Source organism: Thioalkalivibrio sp. ALE25, assembly GCF_000377285.1.
Classification (GTDB): domain Bacteria; phylum Pseudomonadota; class Gammaproteobacteria; order Ectothiorhodospirales; family Ectothiorhodospiraceae; genus Thioalkalivibrio.
On sequence record NZ_KB897925.1, the window covers coordinates 219,531 to 233,443 of the forward strand.

The window sequence follows — 13,913 nt, forward strand, 5'->3', positions numbered from 1 at the left end:
CGGGCATGGAATCCGTCTCCCATATTCCGGTGCTGCGCGACGCGGTGCTGGAGGGCCTGGCCGTGCGAGCTGACGGCTTCTATGTCGATGGCACCTTCGGCCGCGGTGGCCATAGCCGGGCCATCCTGGCGCGGCTGGGGCCGGAGGGCCGGCTGCTGGCCATGGACCGTGATCCGGAAGCCGCGGCGTCCGCCGAGGTGCTGGCCGACGACCCCCGCTTCGCCTTCGAGGCCGGGCCGTTCTCGACCATGGCGGACACGCTGCGCCGGCGCTTTCCCGAACGCGGCCCGGACGGGGTGTTCCTGGATCTGGGCGTGTCCTCGCCGCAGCTCGATACGCCCGAGCGCGGCTTCAGCTTTCAGCATGATGGTCCGCTGGATATGCGCATGGACCCCGCCAGCGGCGAGAGCGCCGCGGACTGGCTGGCGCGCGCCGACGAGGGCGAGATCGCCGATGTGATCTACCACTATGGCGAGGAGCGCCACTCGCGGCGCATCGCCCGCGCCATCGTGGCCGCGCGCGCCGAGGCGCCGATTACCCGTACCGCCGCGCTGGCCGAGATCGTGCGCCGGGCCGTGCCGAAGCGCGAGCCGGGCAAGCACCCGGCGACCCGTACCTTCCAGGCCCTGCGCATCTTTGTGAACCGGGAGCTGGCCGAACTGGAGCAGTGGCTGGCCACGATCCCGGACGTCCTGCCGCCCGGCGCGCGGCTGGTGGTCATCAGCTTTCATTCGCTGGAAGACCGCATGGTGAAGCAGGCCCTGCGCAAGCCGGTGTCCGACGTGCGGCTGCCGAAGGGTCTGCCGGTGATGCCGGAGGAGCCGGAGCGCAAGCTGCGGCCGGTCGGCAAGCCGGTGCACGCCGATCGCGAGGAACAGCGCATCAATCCGCGCTCGCGCTCGGCCGTGCTGCGTGTCGGGGAGCGACTCTGATGGTCGCGCGCGGACTTCTGGCAGTGGCGCTGGCGACCGGCGTGTTTGCCTCGGCGATCGGGGTCGTCGCGGCGAAGCACGAGGCCCGCCAGGCCTTCGTCGACCAGCAGCAGGCGCTCGCCCAGCGCGATGTCCTGAATCTGGAATGGACGCAGTTGCAGATCGAGCAGTCGACCTGGGCGACCCAGGGCCGGGTCGAGGAACAGGCGCGCCGGCAGCTGGACATGATCCAGCCGGATTCCGACCGCATCGTGGTGATCGGGGGTGATGTGTGGGCGCGCTGAAGCGGCAGATCAGCGGCGGTCGCCTGAAGGTCGTGATCGGCGTGTTCGCGCTGGCGGGTATCGCGTTGCTGTTGCGCGCCGTCGACCTGCAGGTGCTGGAGCGCGACTTCCTGACCTCGCAGGGCGAACAGCGCCAGGTGCGCACCCTGACCGAGTCCGCCCATCGCGGCATGATCACCGACCGCCATGGCGAACCGCTGGCGATCTCGGCCCCGGTGCAGACCGCCTGGGCCAATCCGCAGGACCTGATGGAACAGCGCGATCGCTGGTCGGATCTGGCGGCGGCGCTGGAGGTGGAGCCTGCGTGGCTGGCGGAGCGGATCGAGAGCCGGTCCTCGCGCGAGTTCGTCTATCTGCGCCGCCACATGCTGCCGGAACAGGCCGAACGCGTGGCCGCGCTGCGCATGCAGGGGGTGGGGCTGACCCGCGAGTTCCGTCGCTACTATCCGCACGGCGAGGCGACGTCGCACGTACTCGGCTACACCAACATCGACGATCAGGGCCAGGAGGGCGTCGAGCTGGCCTTCGATCAGTGGCTCTCGGGCCAGCCGGGAGCCAAGCGCGTGCTGCGCGATCGCCACGGCCGCACCATCCGCGACGTCGCCAGCATTCGCCCCGCGCGGGACGGCAATACGCTGGCGCTGACCCTGGATCAGCGCCTGCAGTACCTGGCCTACCGCGAGCTGAAGGCCGCGGTCGCCGAACACAACGCGCGGGGCGGCTCCGCGGTGATGCTGGACGCCCGCAGCGGCGAGGTGCTCGCGCTGGTCAACCAGCCCGGCTTCAATCCGAATAACCGTGGTGCCATCCGTTCCGACCGCGCTCGCAACCGCGCCATCACCGATACCATGGAGCCGGGCTCGGTGATGAAGCCCTTCACCGTCGCGGCGGCCCTGGATGCCGGGGTGGTGGATGCCAACGCCACGCTGGAGACCGGCCCCGGTACCATGCGTGTCGGGCGCCTGACCGTTCGTGACCTGCGCGATTACGGGACCATCGACCTGACCACCCTGATTGCCCGCTCCAGCAACGTCGGGGCCACGCAGCTGGCGCTGGAAACCCCGGCGGATCGCTTCTGGCAGACCCTCCACCAGGCCGGATTCGGGCAGGCGCCGGGCACCCATTTCCCCGGCGAGGCCCGCGGGCGCCTGCGGGACTTCACCACCTGGCGCGAGGTCGAGCAGGCCACGCTCGGCTATGGCTACGGCCTGTCGCTGTCGCCGCTGCAGATGGCGGCCGCCTACACCGCCTTCGCCAACGACGGCGAGCGCGTGCCGGTCCGGCTGGTGCGCACCGCCGACGACCTGCGCGAACCGGCGCGGGTGATGTCCCCGCGCACCGCGCGCCAGGTACTGGCGATGATGGAACACGTGATCGGCACCGAGGGCACGGCCCGCCAGGCGGCGATCGATGGCTACCGGGTGGCCGGCAAGACCGGCACCAGCCGCAAGAGCGGCCCGGGCGGCTATACCGAGGACCGCTATTTCTCCAGTTTTGTCGGCCTGGCCCCGGCCTCCGATCCGCGCTTCGTGATGGCCGTGGTCATCGACGAACCCGATGCCGGGGTCTACTACGGCGGCGCCGTCGCGGCCCCCGTGTTCCGGCAGGTGGTGGGCTCGGCCCTGCGCATGTTCAATGTGCGTCCGGACGCGATGCCGGAAATCCCGATGCGCCTGGCGGCGGAACACGAGGGGGCCACATGATGGCCGCCCGCGATACCCGAGGCGAGGCTGCACCCGTGCTGGGCGATCTGCTGCCCGCCGGGTCCCTGCGCCCCGACCAGGCGGCCCTGCCGGTCGCCGACCTGGTCCAGGACAGCCGCCGGGTCGGCCCCGGCGCGGTCTTTGTGGCCCTGGCCGGCACCCACGGGCACGGCCTGGCGCACGCCGCCGATGCGGCTGGCCGTGGCGCCCGGGTCATCCTCTGGGACGAGGGCGAGCCCCCGGAATCCGCCGTGGAGGTCCCGCTGATCCATGTGCCGGGCCTGCGCGACCGGCTGCCGCAGATGGCGCGCGCTTTGTTCGGGGCGTGGCCGGAGGCGGCCCCCCTGGTGGCGGTGACCGGCACCGATGGCAAGACCACGGTGACCCACCTGATCGCGCTCGCCCTGGAGGCCCTGGGCCGGCCCACCGGCCTGATCGGCACCCTCGGCGTTGGGCGTCCCGGGCAGCTGGAGGCGACCGGGCACACCACGCCCGGGGTGCTCGATCTGCATCGTCATCTGGCGGATCTGGCGGGGTCCGGTTGCCAGGCCGTGGCGCTGGAGGCCTCCTCGCACGGTCTGGCGCAGGGGCGCCTTGCCGGGGCCCCGATCACGGTCGGCGTGCTGACCTGCCTGAGTTCCGACCACCTCGATTTCCACGGCAGTCAGGAGGCCTATGCCGAGGCCAAGGCCCGCCTGTTCGCCTGGCCCGGCCTGCAGACGGCGGTGCTGAACATCGACGACGCCTTCGGGCGCCGGATCGCCGGGGGACTGCCGCCGGGTGTTCGCGCCCTGACCTACAGCGCGACCGGGGCGCCGGCCGACCTGCGCGCCCGCGACGTGGCGGCGACGCCGGACGGGCTGTGCTTCACGCTCGAGACCGAGGGCCAGACCCGCACGGTCCAGTCCACGCTGTTCGGCCTGTTCCAGGTGGGCAACCTGCTCGCGACCCTTGCCACGCTGCAGGCGCTGGGCCTGGAGCGTGAACAGGCCATCGCCGCCCTCGCGCGGCTGCCCGGCGTGCCCGGGCGCATGGAGCGCTTCCCGCTGCCCAACGGGGCCCTGGCGGTGGTCGACTATGCCCACACCGCCGAGGCGCTGGACGCCGCCTTGCGCGCCCTGCGGCCTCACACCGAGGGACGCCTGAGCGTGGTCTTCGGGTGCGGTGGCGAGCGCGACCGCGGCAAGCGTCCGGCGATGGGACGGGTGGCCTGCGAGCGTGCGGACGTGGTCTTCGTGACCGACGACAACCCGCGCGGCGAGGACCCGGCCGAGATCCGAGCCGAGATTCTTGCCGGCTGTGCCGCGGCCGCCGAATGCCACGAGATTGGTGACCGCGCCACCGCGATCGCCAGTGCCCTGGCGGAGGCCGGCGCGGGCGATGTGGTGCTGGTGGCCGGCAAGGGCCACGAGACCACTCAGGAGATTCGCGGGCAACGGTATCCGTTCAGCGACCGCGAGCAGGTGCGAACCGTGGGGCGCCGGCATCTGCAGGACACGCGCGACCCGCAGCGCGCGACCGGGGAGGAGGGAGAATGATTCGCATGACCAGCCAGGAACTGGCCGAGGCCGTGAAGGGGCGCCTGCAGGGGGCGGGCGACGTGGCCTTCGAGGGCGTGTTCACGGACACCCGCGAGCCCCGCCCCGGGGCGCTGTTTATCGCGCTGAAGGGGCCCAACTTCGATGCCCACACGCAGGTGGCCGCCGATCTGCCGGCGCCGGTGCTGCTGGTGGAGCGCGCCCTGGATGTCCCGCAGCCGCAGGTCATTGTCTCCGATACGCGCGAGGCCCTGGGGCGACTCGGCCGCCACTGGCGCCGCCAGAGCCGGGCGCGGGTGATCGCCCTGACCGGTTCGAACGGCAAGACCACCACCAAGGAGATGCTGCGCTGCATCCTCGAGGGCGCAGGCTCCGTGCATGCCACCGCGGGCAATCTGAACAACGAGATCGGCGCGCCACTGACGCTGCTGGCCATGCCGCAGGACGTGGACTACGCAGTGATCGAGCTGGGCGCCAATCACGCCGGCGAGATCGGCCGTATGGTGCGCTGGGTCGAGCCGCAGGTGGCCATGATCACCAATGCCGGGCGCGCACATCTGGAGGGCTTCGGGAGCCTCGAGGGCGTGGCGCATGCCAAGGCCGAGATCTACTCCGGGCTGCCCGCCCAGGGCGGTACCGCCGTGATCAATCTGGACGACCCGTTTGCCGACTACTGGCTGTCCCTGAACGAGCACCACCACTGCCAGCGCTTCTCGCTGGAGGGCGGCGGCGAGGTCGAGGGGATGTGGCAGGCCCCGGACCGGCTGCGGCTGGCGATCCTCGGCGCCGGGCGCGACCTGCGCCTGGCCGGCCCCGGGCGCCATCTCGCGGCGAACGCCGTCGCTGCGGCCGCCGCGGCCAACGCGGTGGGCATCGGGATCGACCGCATCGTCGAGGGCCTGGCGCGCTGGAAGCCCGTCCGCGGGCGCCTGCAGGAACTGTGGCATGTCACTGGCGCACGCCTGTGGGACGACAGCTACAACGCCAATCCGGACTCGCTGCGGGCCGGGCTGGAGGTGCTGGCGGCCATGCCCGGCCGGCGCATCCTGGTGCTGGGCGCGATGGGCGAGCTGGGCTCGGAGACCCGCGAACTGCATCGCGAAACGGGCCGGCTGGCCCGGGCCATGGGCATCGACCACTGCCTCGCCCTGGGCGACGCCGCGCGCGACAGTGCCGAGGCGTTCGGTGACGGTGGCGAATGGTTTGCCGATCACGGCGCATTGCAGGCGCGCCTGGAGGCGCTCCTGGCCGAGGGTACGACGGTGCTGGTGAAGGGCTCGCGCAGCCAGCACATGGAACGGATCATCGAGGGGCTGGATCTGGCCTCGGCAGCGCCGGAGGTGGCGGATGCTCTACGCGCTGACTGAGTACCTGAGCCAGTTCTATTCCGCGTTCACGGTCTTTCAGTACCTGACCGTTCGCGCCATCCTCGGGGTGGTCACGGCGCTGGCGATCGCGCTGCTGATCGGCCCGGCGATGATTCGCCGCCTCACTGTCGGCAAGGTCGGCCAGCAGATCCGTGACGACGGCCCCGAGTCGCACCTGACCAAGGCCGGCACCCCGACCATGGGCGGCGCGCTGATTCTGGTCGCGGTGGCCATCGCCACCCTGCTCTGGAGCGACCTGACCAACCGCTTCGTCTGGCTCGTGCTGCTGACGACCCTCGCGTTCGGTGCGGTCGGCGGCTGGGATGACTACCTGAAGCTGCGCTATGGCAACAGCAAGGGGCTGTCGGCGCGCGCCAAGATCCTGTGGCAGACCCTGTTCGCCCTGATCGCGGCCGGCGTGATCATGTACACCGCGCAGGGCCCGGTGGAGACCACGTTCTACCTGCCGGTGTTCAAGGACATCCAGTTCAGCCTGGGCTGGTTGTTCATCCCGCTGGTCTGGCTGGTCGTGGTCGGTTCCTCGAACGCGGTGAACCTCACCGACGGGCTGGACGGCCTGGCGATCATGCCTGCGGTGCTGGTGGCCGGGGCCCTGGGCGTGTTTGCCTACGCGGCGGGTCATGCGGTGTTCGCCGACTATCTCGGCATCCCGGCGGTGCCCGGGGTGGGCGAGGTCGTGATCTTCACCGCCGCGCTGGTCGGCGCCGGGCTCGGGTTCCTGTGGTTCAACACCTACCCGGCCCAGGTCTTCATGGGCGATGTCGGGGCCCTCGCGCTGGGCGCGGCCCTGGGCATGCTGGCGATCCTGACCCGGCAGGAGATCGTCCTGCTGATCATGGGCGGCATCTTCGTGCTGGAGACGCTGTCGGTGATGCTGCAGGTCGCCTCGTTCAAGCTCACCGGGCGGCGCATCTTCCGCATGGCGCCGCTGCATCACCACTTCGAACTCAAGGGCTGGCCGGAGCCGCGCGTGATCGTGCGTTTCTGGATCCTGACCGTGGTGTTCGTGCTGATCGGTCTCGCGACCCTGAAGGTGCGCTGATCCCATGATGCGAGCCAGCGGCGACAACCTGATCGTGGGCCTGGGGGCGACCGGACTGTCGGTGGCCCGCTTCCTGCGCGCGCAGGGCCAGTCGTTTGCGCTCACCGATACCCGGGCGGCCCCCGCGGCGCTGGCTACGGGCGCGGACTGGGTGAACGCCGCCTGGGTGGGGCCGCTGGACGATCTGGATGCCACGGCCTTCGCCCGAATTGTGGTCTCGCCCGGTGTCGCCCTGGAACACCCCGTCCTGCAGCAGGCGCAGGCGGCCGGTGCCCGCCTGATCGGGGACATCGATCTGTTGGCCGAGCAGGCGACCGCCCCGGTGATCGCGATCACCGGCTCCAACGGCAAGAGCACCGTGACCGCCCTGGTGGGCGAGCTGCTCCAGGCCGCTGGCTACCGTGTCGCGGTCGGCGGCAACTTCGGGACCCCGGCGCTGGACCTGCTGGAATCGGCGCCCGATCTGTACGTGCTGGAGCTGTCCAGCTTCCAGCTGGAGCGCAGCCACACATTGGCGCCGGCCGCCGCCGCCATCCTGAATATCTCCCCCGACCACCTGGATCGCTACGCCGACCTGGACGCCTATGTGCGCGCCAAGGCCCGGATCCTGGATCGCGCCCAGCGCGGCGTGCTGAATCGCGAGGACACCTGGCTGCGCGAGATCGCGCTGCCGCAGGACCTGCAGGTGATCTCCTTCGGTCTCGACGCCCCGCCGCGTGCGGTCGACTTCGGCGTGCGTCCGGCCCCCGAGGATGGCCCCGAGCTGGTGCATGGCGACGAGGGCCTTCTCGCCACGGGTCGCCTGCGCCTGCGGGGGCAGCACAACTGGGCCAACGCCCTGGCCGCGCTGGCGCTGGCCTGGCCGTGGCTGGAGCCAGGCGCGCCCCGGGCCCGCGCACTGGCGGCGCTCGCCGAGTTCCCCGGGCTGCCGCACCGCTCGCAGTGGATTGCCGAGGTCGACGGGGTCGCATACATCAACGACTCCAAGGGTACCAACGTGGGCGCCACCCTGGCCGCGCTGCGCGGTACGCCGGGGCCGCTGGTGCTGATTGCCGGGGGGCAGGGCAAGGGCCAGGACTTCGCCCCGCTGGCGGATTACATCCCGGGCAAGGTCCGCGGGGTGGTCCTGCTGGGCGAAGACGCGCCGGCCATCGCCCGCGCCCTGGCATCAGTGGTGCCGGTGCAGCGCGTCGACGACATGGCCGCCGCGGTCGCCCAGGCCGCCGCCTGGGCGGAGCCCGGGGATACCGTGCTGCTGTCGCCGGGCTGTGCCAGCCTGGACATGTACGAGAATTACCAGGCGCGCGGCGACGACTTCGCCCGCGCGGTGCGGGGGCTCGCGGCATGAGTGTCTCGAGTAGCCGCCTCGGACTGCCGGATCGCGGCCTGGTGGCCGGCCTGCGCGATCACGTGGACCTGCCTCTGCTGGCGGTCGCGGCGACCCTGCTGGGGATCGGGCTGGTGATGGTCGCCTCGGCCTCCATGGGGTTGGGCGAGCGCTATTTCGGCAATACCTGGCACTTCTTCCAGCGCCAGGTGATCTTCGCCGCTATCGGTCTGGCGGTGGCGACCTTCCTGTGGTCGGTTCCGCTGGCGCGCTGGGAGCGCGCGGGGCCTTGGTTGCTGATCCTGGTGATGGTGCTGCTGATCGCCGTGCTGATCCCCGGGGTGGGCCGCACGGTGAACGGGGCGACCCGCTGGATCCCGCTGGGCATGTTCAACCTCCAGGTGGCGGAGCTGGTGAAATTGCTGGTGGTGATGTACCTCGCCGGCTACATCGTGCGCCACTACTCGACGCTGCGCCTGCATTTCCTCGGCTTCATCCGTCCGCTGATCGTGCTCGGGGTGGGCACCATCCTGATGCTGCTGCAGCCCGACTTCGGGGGGGCGGCGATCATGCTGGCGATCGGCATGGGCATGCTGTTCCTGGCCGGTGCCAAGCTGTGGCAGTTCGCCGCGCTGGGGGTCACGATCGGCGCCGGTATGGCGGTGGTGGCGGTCGCGGCACCCTACCGCGTGGCGCGCCTGACGGCCTTCCTCGACCCCTGGCAGGACCCGTTCGCCACCGGCTTTCAGCTGACCCAGTCGCTGATCGCGATCGGCTCCGGCGGCTGGTTCGGGGCCGGGCTGGGCAACAGCGTGCAGAAGCTGTTCTACCTGCCGGAGGCGCACAACGATTTCCTGTTTGCGGTCTTTGCCGAGGAGTTCGGCTTCGTCGGCGTTATCGCCCTGATCGCGCTGTTCGGGGTGCTGGTCTGGCGCTGCATCCGTATCGGCCTGTATGCCGAGCGCGCCGGCCATGCCTTCGCCTCCCATCTGGCGTTCGGTGTGGCGATCTGGATGGGCCTGCAGGCCTTCCTGAACCTCGCCGTGAACATGGGGCTGCTCCCGACCAAGGGGCTGACCCTGCCGTTTCTCAGTTACGGCGGCAGTTCGCTGATTGTCTCGCTGGCGGCCATCGGCCTGGTGATGCGCGTCTACCGCGAGGCCCAGGTGCCCGCTCCCCGGGCGGCGCAGCCGTCCCGTCGCCGGCGGGGAGGTGCGGCATGAACGCCCCGCGCATCCTGATCATGGCTGGCGGCACCGGAGGCCACGTGTTCCCCGGGCTGGCGGTGGCCGAGGAGCTGCGTGCCCGCGGCGCCGAGGTGCGCTGGCTGGGTACCACCCGCGGCGTGGAGGCGCGGCTGGTACCGGAGTCCGGCATCGAACTGACAACCCTCCCCATCGCCGGGATTCGCGGCAAGGGCGTGATCGGACTGGCGCTGGCGCCGTGGCGGCTGGGTCTGTCGCTGTGGGCGGCGCTGGGCCTGATGACGCGCCTGCGCCCGGACGCCGTGATCGGTTTCGGCGGCTTCGCGGCCGGGCCCGGCGGCCTGATGGCGGCCGCGCTGGGGCGCCCCCTGGCGATCCACGAACAGAACGCGGTGGCCGGCCTGACCAACCGCTGGCTGGCGAAGGTCGCCGACCGGGTGTACTCCGGCTTCGAGCACAGTTTTCCCGAACGGGTGGCGGTCACGGTCGTGGGCAACCCGGTGCGCGCGCAGATCGCCGGCCTGCCCGTCCCGGAGGTCCGCTTCGACGAGCGCGAAGGCCCGCTGAACATCCTGGTCCTGGGGGGCAGCCTGGGTGCCCGCTCCCTTAATCGGACCCTGCCCGCGGGCCTGGCGATGGTGGCGGCGCAACAGCCCCTGAACATCCGCCACCAGGCCGGCGAACGCACCCTGGAGGAGGCCCGGGCCGCCTACGCCGAAGCCGGGCTGGCGGCCGAGATCTCCGCCTTTATCGAGGACATGGCCGCCGCTTACGCCTGGGCGGACCTGGTGATCTGTCGCGCCGGGGCCCTGACCGTGGCCGAGGTGGCCGCCGCCGGGGTGCCGGCGATCTTCGTCCCCTATCCACATGCGGTGGATGACCACCAGACCGCGAACGCCGAGGCCCTGGTGCGCGCGGGCGCGGCCTGGATGATCGCGGATGCCGAACTGACGGCCCAGGCCATCTTTGACCGGGTCGGGCCGCTGGATCGCGAGGCCCTGCGGGCCCGCGCGGTCCTGGCGCGCGAGCAGGCCTGCCCGGACACGGTGCAGCGCCTGGCCGACGCCTGCATGGAGATGGCGGGTGCCCGCCCGGAGGGATCGTCATGAACGCCACGCGCCTGCCGCGTCACGCAATGCGCCGCATTCGCCGTATCCACTGCGTCGGGATCGGGGGTTCCGGCATGAGCGGGATCGCCGAGGTCCTGCACCAGCTGGGTTACCGGGTCTCCGGTTCCGACCTGGGGCAGTCGGCGATGGTCGAGCGCCTGAAGGCGATGGACATCCCGGTGGTGGCGGCCCATACCGAGGCGAACGTGGCGGACGCGGACGTGCTGGTGGTTTCCAGCGCGATCAACCCGTCCAACCCAGAGGTCCAGGAGGCCCGTCGTCGGGGTATCCCGATTGTGCGCCGCGCCGAAATGCTCGCCGAACTGATGCGTTTTCGCTACGGCATCGCGGTGGCCGGCACCCACGGCAAGACGACCACCACCAGCCTGGTCGCCAGTGTCCTGGCGGAGGCGGGCATGGATCCGACCTTTGTGATCGGCGGGCGCCTGAACAGCACGGCCAGTCACTCCAACCTCGGGGCCGGTGACTACCTCGTGGCCGAGGCCGACGAGAGCGATGCCTCGTTCCTCCATCTGCAGCCAATGATCAGCATCGTGACCAACATCGATGCCGATCACCTGGGGACCTATGGCAACGACTTCGGCAAGCTGCGCGCCACCTTCCTCGAGTTCCTGCATCACCTGCCGTTCTACGGCATCGCCGTGCTGTGCGCGGACGACCCGCAGGTGCGCGACCTGTATCCGGAACTGGAGCGCCCGCGCCTGACCTACGGCATCGAGCAGCCGGCCGACGTGCGCGCCCTGAATGTGCGCCAGGAAGGCGTGCGCATGTACTTCGATCTGGCCCTGCCGGGGCAGGCCGCATTCCCCGTGACCCTCAACCTGCCCGGCCGCCACAACGTGCTGAACGCCCTGGCCGCGGCGGCGGTCGCGCACGAGCTGGAGGTGGCGCCGACCGCGATCCAGGCCGCGCTGGAGCGTTTCCAGGGCATCGGCCGGCGCTTCCAGGTCCAGTCCTGGCAGGCCCCCAGCGGCCCGGTGACCCTGGTCGACGACTACGGCCATCACCCGCGGGAGATCGCCGCGACCCAGGCCGCCGCGCGCGATGCCTGGCCGGATCGGCGGCGCATCACGATCTTCCAGCCGCATCGCTATACCCGCACGCGTGACCTGTTCGAGGACTTTGTCGAGGCGCTGTCGGAGACCGATGTGCTGATCCTGCTGGAGGTGTATGCCGCCGGCGAGGAGCCGATCCCCAGTGCCGACGGCCGCAGCCTGGCGCGGGCCATCCGCCTGCGCGGTCAGGTCGAACCGGTGTTTGTCGAACGCGCCGACGACGTCGTCGACGTCCTCGGGCGCATGCTGCACGCGGATGACGTGGTCATTGCCCAGGGCGCCGGCGACATCGGCCGGCTGGCCGGTCTGCTCCCCGAACAGCTGAGCGCGTCCGGCGAGGGGGGCACATGATGGCGGCGCGCGAGATCGAGCCGATGGCGACGCCGTTCGCCGGGGAGCCGCGCGGGCGGCTGCAGGCCCGGGTGCCGCTGGCCGGGCTCACGTCGTGGCGGGTCGGCGGGCCGGCCGACTGGCTGTTCCAGCCGGTCGACCTCGACGATCTGGTGGCCGCGTTGCGCGACCACGCGAGCCACGCCCCGCAGATGCCGGTGACCTTCCTCGGGCTTGGCAGCAACGTGCTGATCCGCGACGGGGGTGTCGACGGGCTGGTGGTGCACCTGTCGGGTGTCCTCAACGAGCGCCGGCGCCTGGACGGTGACCGTCTGCTGCTGGGCGCCGGGCTGGCCTGTGCCCAGGCCGCGCGCTTCGGGGCCCGCGAGGGGCTGGTCGGGGCCGAGTTCCTGGCCGGCATCCCGGGCACGGTGGGGGGCGCGCTGTACATGAATGCGGGGGCCTGGGGCGGCGAGATCTGGCCGCTGGTGGAATCGGTGGCCACGGTGGATGTGCGCGGTGAACTGCATACCCGCACGCCGGCGGATTACTCCATCGGCTACCGCAGTGTCCGGGGCCCGGAAGACGAATGGTTCACCGGCTGCGTGCTGCGGCTGGCCCCGGGCGACCCCGAAGCCGGAACCCGACGCATCCGCGAACTCCTGCGCGAGCGCTCGGCGAAGCAGCCGCTGGGTCTGCCGTCCTGCGGTTCGGTCTTCCGTAATCCGGAGGGGGATCACGCGGCGCGTCTGGTGGAGGCGGCCGGGTTGAAGGGCCTGCGCCGCGGCGCGGCGGAGATCTCGCCCAAGCACGCCAATTTCATCACCCACGACGGGACGGCCCGCGCCGCCGATATCGAATGGCTGTTGCGCCACGCCCAGGACGCGGTGGAGCGGCGCTTCGGGGTGCACCTGGAGCCGGAGGTCCGGGTGCTGGGCCGCGCCGCGGGTGCGAACGAGACAAGCGAGGGAACGGCATGAGCAAGCGAAGCGCACAAGACTACGGCCGGGTCGCGGTCCTGATGGGTGGCTGGTCCGGCGAGCGCGACATCTCGCTCCAGAGTGGCCAGGCCGTGCTGGCGGCCCTGCAGCGCCAGGGCGTGGATGCCCACCCGCTGGACCTGACCCGCGAGAGTGCCCGCTGCCTGGCGCTGGAGGGCTTCGACCGGGTGTTTATCGTGCTCCACGGCGAATGTGGCGAGGACGGCACGTTGCAGGGCTGCCTCGACATGGCGGGTGTGCCATACACCGGGACCGGCGTGCTTGGCTCCGCGCTGGGCATGGACAAGCTGGCCTGCAAGCGGCTGTGGGCGGGCAGCAATCTGCCCAGCGCGCCCTACCGCCTGCTGACACCCGGTTTCGATCCGGAGGCGGTCGCCGAGGCCCTGGGCCTGCCGCTGATCGTGAAGCCGGCCCGCGGGGGCTCCAGCCTCGGCATCACGCGGGTCGATCGCGTCGCGGATCTGCCGGCGGCGTTCGAGGCGGCCCGGCTGCAGCCGGGCCAGGTGTTCGCCGAGCAGTGGATCCGCGGGCGCGAGTACACCGTCGCGATCCTCGGCAACGAGCCGCTGCCCGTGGTGGAGATCCGTACCCCGGGTGGGTTCTACGACTACCACGCCAAGTACGAGGCCGATGATACCGGCTACGTCTGCCCGCCCCCGCTGGATTCGAGCGCGCTTCTGGAGCTGCAGTCCCTGGCGATCGCGGCCTTCGCGACGCTGGAGGGCTGCGGCTGGGGCCGGGTTGACATCCTGCAGGACGAGCACGGCGAGAACTTCCTGATCGAGGTGAACACCATCCCGGGCATGACCGATCACTCCCTGGTGCCCAAGGCGGCCGCGCAGGCCGGGATCGACTTTGACGAGCTGTGCCTGCGCATCCTCGATTCCAGTTTCGAGTGTGGAGGGCTGCGTTGAACGCACGCCGCACAACCCGACCCGCGCGCCGGCCGCAGTCGCAGGGGCCATCGCCCTTGCGCCG

The 13,913-nt window shown here is 71.2% G+C and carries 12 protein-coding genes; all 12 read left to right on the top strand.

The annotated features are described in order from the left end of the window. Positions 1-5 precede the first annotated feature (5 nt). The 12 genes from rsmH to C996_RS0101170 are packed head-to-tail and all read left to right on the top strand — an operon-like array spanning position 6 to position 13,849. Positions 6-932 (top strand): 16S rRNA (cytosine(1402)-N(4))-methyltransferase RsmH, encoded by a 927-nt coding sequence (gene rsmH, locus C996_RS0101115; protein ID WP_018865644.1) that lies wholly within the window; start codon positions 6-8, stop codon positions 930-932. Next, positions 932-1,216 (top strand): cell division protein FtsL, encoded by a 285-nt coding sequence (gene ftsL / locus C996_RS0101120; protein WP_018865645.1) that lies wholly within the window; start codon positions 932-934, stop codon positions 1,214-1,216. The genes rsmH and ftsL overlap by 1 nt, the downstream gene beginning before the upstream one ends. After that, positions 1,204-2,919 carry a penicillin-binding protein 2 gene (locus C996_RS0101125; protein ID WP_018865646.1) on the top strand — a complete coding sequence of 572 codons (1,716 nt, stop codon included), beginning with the start codon at positions 1,204-1,206 and terminating at the stop codon, positions 2,917-2,919. Before ftsL ends, C996_RS0101125 begins: the two co-directional genes overlap by 13 nt. Continuing rightward, a complete protein-coding gene (locus C996_RS0101130; protein ID WP_018865647.1) occupies positions 2,916-4,457 on the top strand; it encodes a UDP-N-acetylmuramoyl-L-alanyl-D-glutamate--2,6-diaminopimelate ligase in 1,542 nt (513 codons plus the stop codon). Before C996_RS0101125 ends, C996_RS0101130 begins: the two co-directional genes overlap by 4 nt. Further along, positions 4,454-5,824, top strand: coding sequence for a UDP-N-acetylmuramoyl-tripeptide--D-alanyl-D-alanine ligase (gene murF / locus C996_RS0101135; protein WP_018865648.1), 1,371 nt, complete (start codon positions 4,454-4,456; stop codon positions 5,822-5,824). Before C996_RS0101130 ends, murF begins: the two co-directional genes overlap by 4 nt. Continuing rightward, a complete protein-coding gene (gene mraY / locus C996_RS0101140; protein ID WP_018881643.1) occupies positions 5,805-6,887 on the top strand; it encodes a phospho-N-acetylmuramoyl-pentapeptide-transferase in 1,083 nt (360 codons plus the stop codon). Before murF ends, mraY begins: the two co-directional genes overlap by 20 nt. Before the next feature lie 4 nt (positions 6,888-6,891). Then, a complete protein-coding gene (gene murD / locus C996_RS0101145) occupies positions 6,892-8,235 on the top strand; it encodes a UDP-N-acetylmuramoyl-L-alanine--D-glutamate ligase (RefSeq protein ID WP_018865650.1) in 1,344 nt (447 codons plus the stop codon). Continuing rightward, positions 8,232-9,437, top strand: a complete 1,206-nt coding sequence (gene ftsW, locus C996_RS0101150) for a putative lipid II flippase FtsW (protein WP_019583714.1) — start codon at positions 8,232-8,234, stop codon at positions 9,435-9,437. The genes murD and ftsW overlap by 4 nt, the downstream gene beginning before the upstream one ends. Then, a complete protein-coding gene (gene murG, locus C996_RS0101155; RefSeq protein WP_018865652.1) occupies positions 9,434-10,528 on the top strand; it encodes an undecaprenyldiphospho-muramoylpentapeptide beta-N-acetylglucosaminyltransferase in 1,095 nt (364 codons plus the stop codon). The genes ftsW and murG overlap by 4 nt, the downstream gene beginning before the upstream one ends. Next, positions 10,525-11,955 (top strand): UDP-N-acetylmuramate--L-alanine ligase, encoded by a 1,431-nt coding sequence (gene murC / locus C996_RS0101160; protein ID WP_018865653.1) that lies wholly within the window; start codon positions 10,525-10,527, stop codon positions 11,953-11,955. Before murG ends, murC begins: the two co-directional genes overlap by 4 nt. Further along, positions 11,952-12,914, top strand: a complete 963-nt coding sequence (gene murB / locus C996_RS0101165; protein WP_018865654.1) for a UDP-N-acetylmuramate dehydrogenase — start codon at positions 11,952-11,954, stop codon at positions 12,912-12,914. The genes murC and murB overlap by 4 nt, the downstream gene beginning before the upstream one ends. Continuing rightward, complete coding sequence (locus tag C996_RS0101170) at positions 12,911-13,849, top strand: D-alanine--D-alanine ligase (RefSeq protein WP_018865655.1); 939 nt, start codon at positions 12,911-12,913, stop codon at positions 13,847-13,849. Before murB ends, C996_RS0101170 begins: the two co-directional genes overlap by 4 nt. Positions 13,850-13,913: the final 64 nt, after the last annotated feature.

Bases quoted from the DNA above. Each gene is read 5' to 3' on its own strand.
- murC (WP_018865653.1), top strand. From the start codon at position 10,525: ATGAACGCCACGCGCCTGCCGCGTCACGCAATGCGCCGCATTCGCCGT.
- murB (WP_018865654.1), top strand. From the start codon at position 11,952: ATGATGGCGGCGCGCGAGATCGAGCCGATGGCGACGCCGTTCGCCGGG.
- murG (WP_018865652.1), top strand. From the start codon at position 9,434: ATGAACGCCCCGCGCATCCTGATCATGGCTGGCGGCACCGGAGGCCAC.
- murD (WP_018865650.1), top strand. From the start codon at position 6,892: ATGATGCGAGCCAGCGGCGACAACCTGATCGTGGGCCTGGGGGCGACC.
- mraY (WP_018881643.1), top strand. From the start codon at position 5,805: ATGCTCTACGCGCTGACTGAGTACCTGAGCCAGTTCTATTCCGCGTTC.
- ftsW (WP_019583714.1), top strand. From the start codon at position 8,232: ATGAGTGTCTCGAGTAGCCGCCTCGGACTGCCGGATCGCGGCCTGGTG.
- ftsL (WP_018865645.1), top strand. From the start codon at position 932: ATGGTCGCGCGCGGACTTCTGGCAGTGGCGCTGGCGACCGGCGTGTTT.
- murF (WP_018865648.1), top strand. From the start codon at position 4,454: ATGATTCGCATGACCAGCCAGGAACTGGCCGAGGCCGTGAAGGGGCGC.
- C996_RS0101130 (WP_018865647.1), top strand. From the start codon at position 2,916: ATGATGGCCGCCCGCGATACCCGAGGCGAGGCTGCACCCGTGCTGGGC.
- rsmH (WP_018865644.1), top strand. From the start codon at position 6: ATGGAATCCGTCTCCCATATTCCGGTGCTGCGCGACGCGGTGCTGGAG.
- C996_RS0101170 (WP_018865655.1), top strand. From the start codon at position 12,911: ATGAGCAAGCGAAGCGCACAAGACTACGGCCGGGTCGCGGTCCTGATG.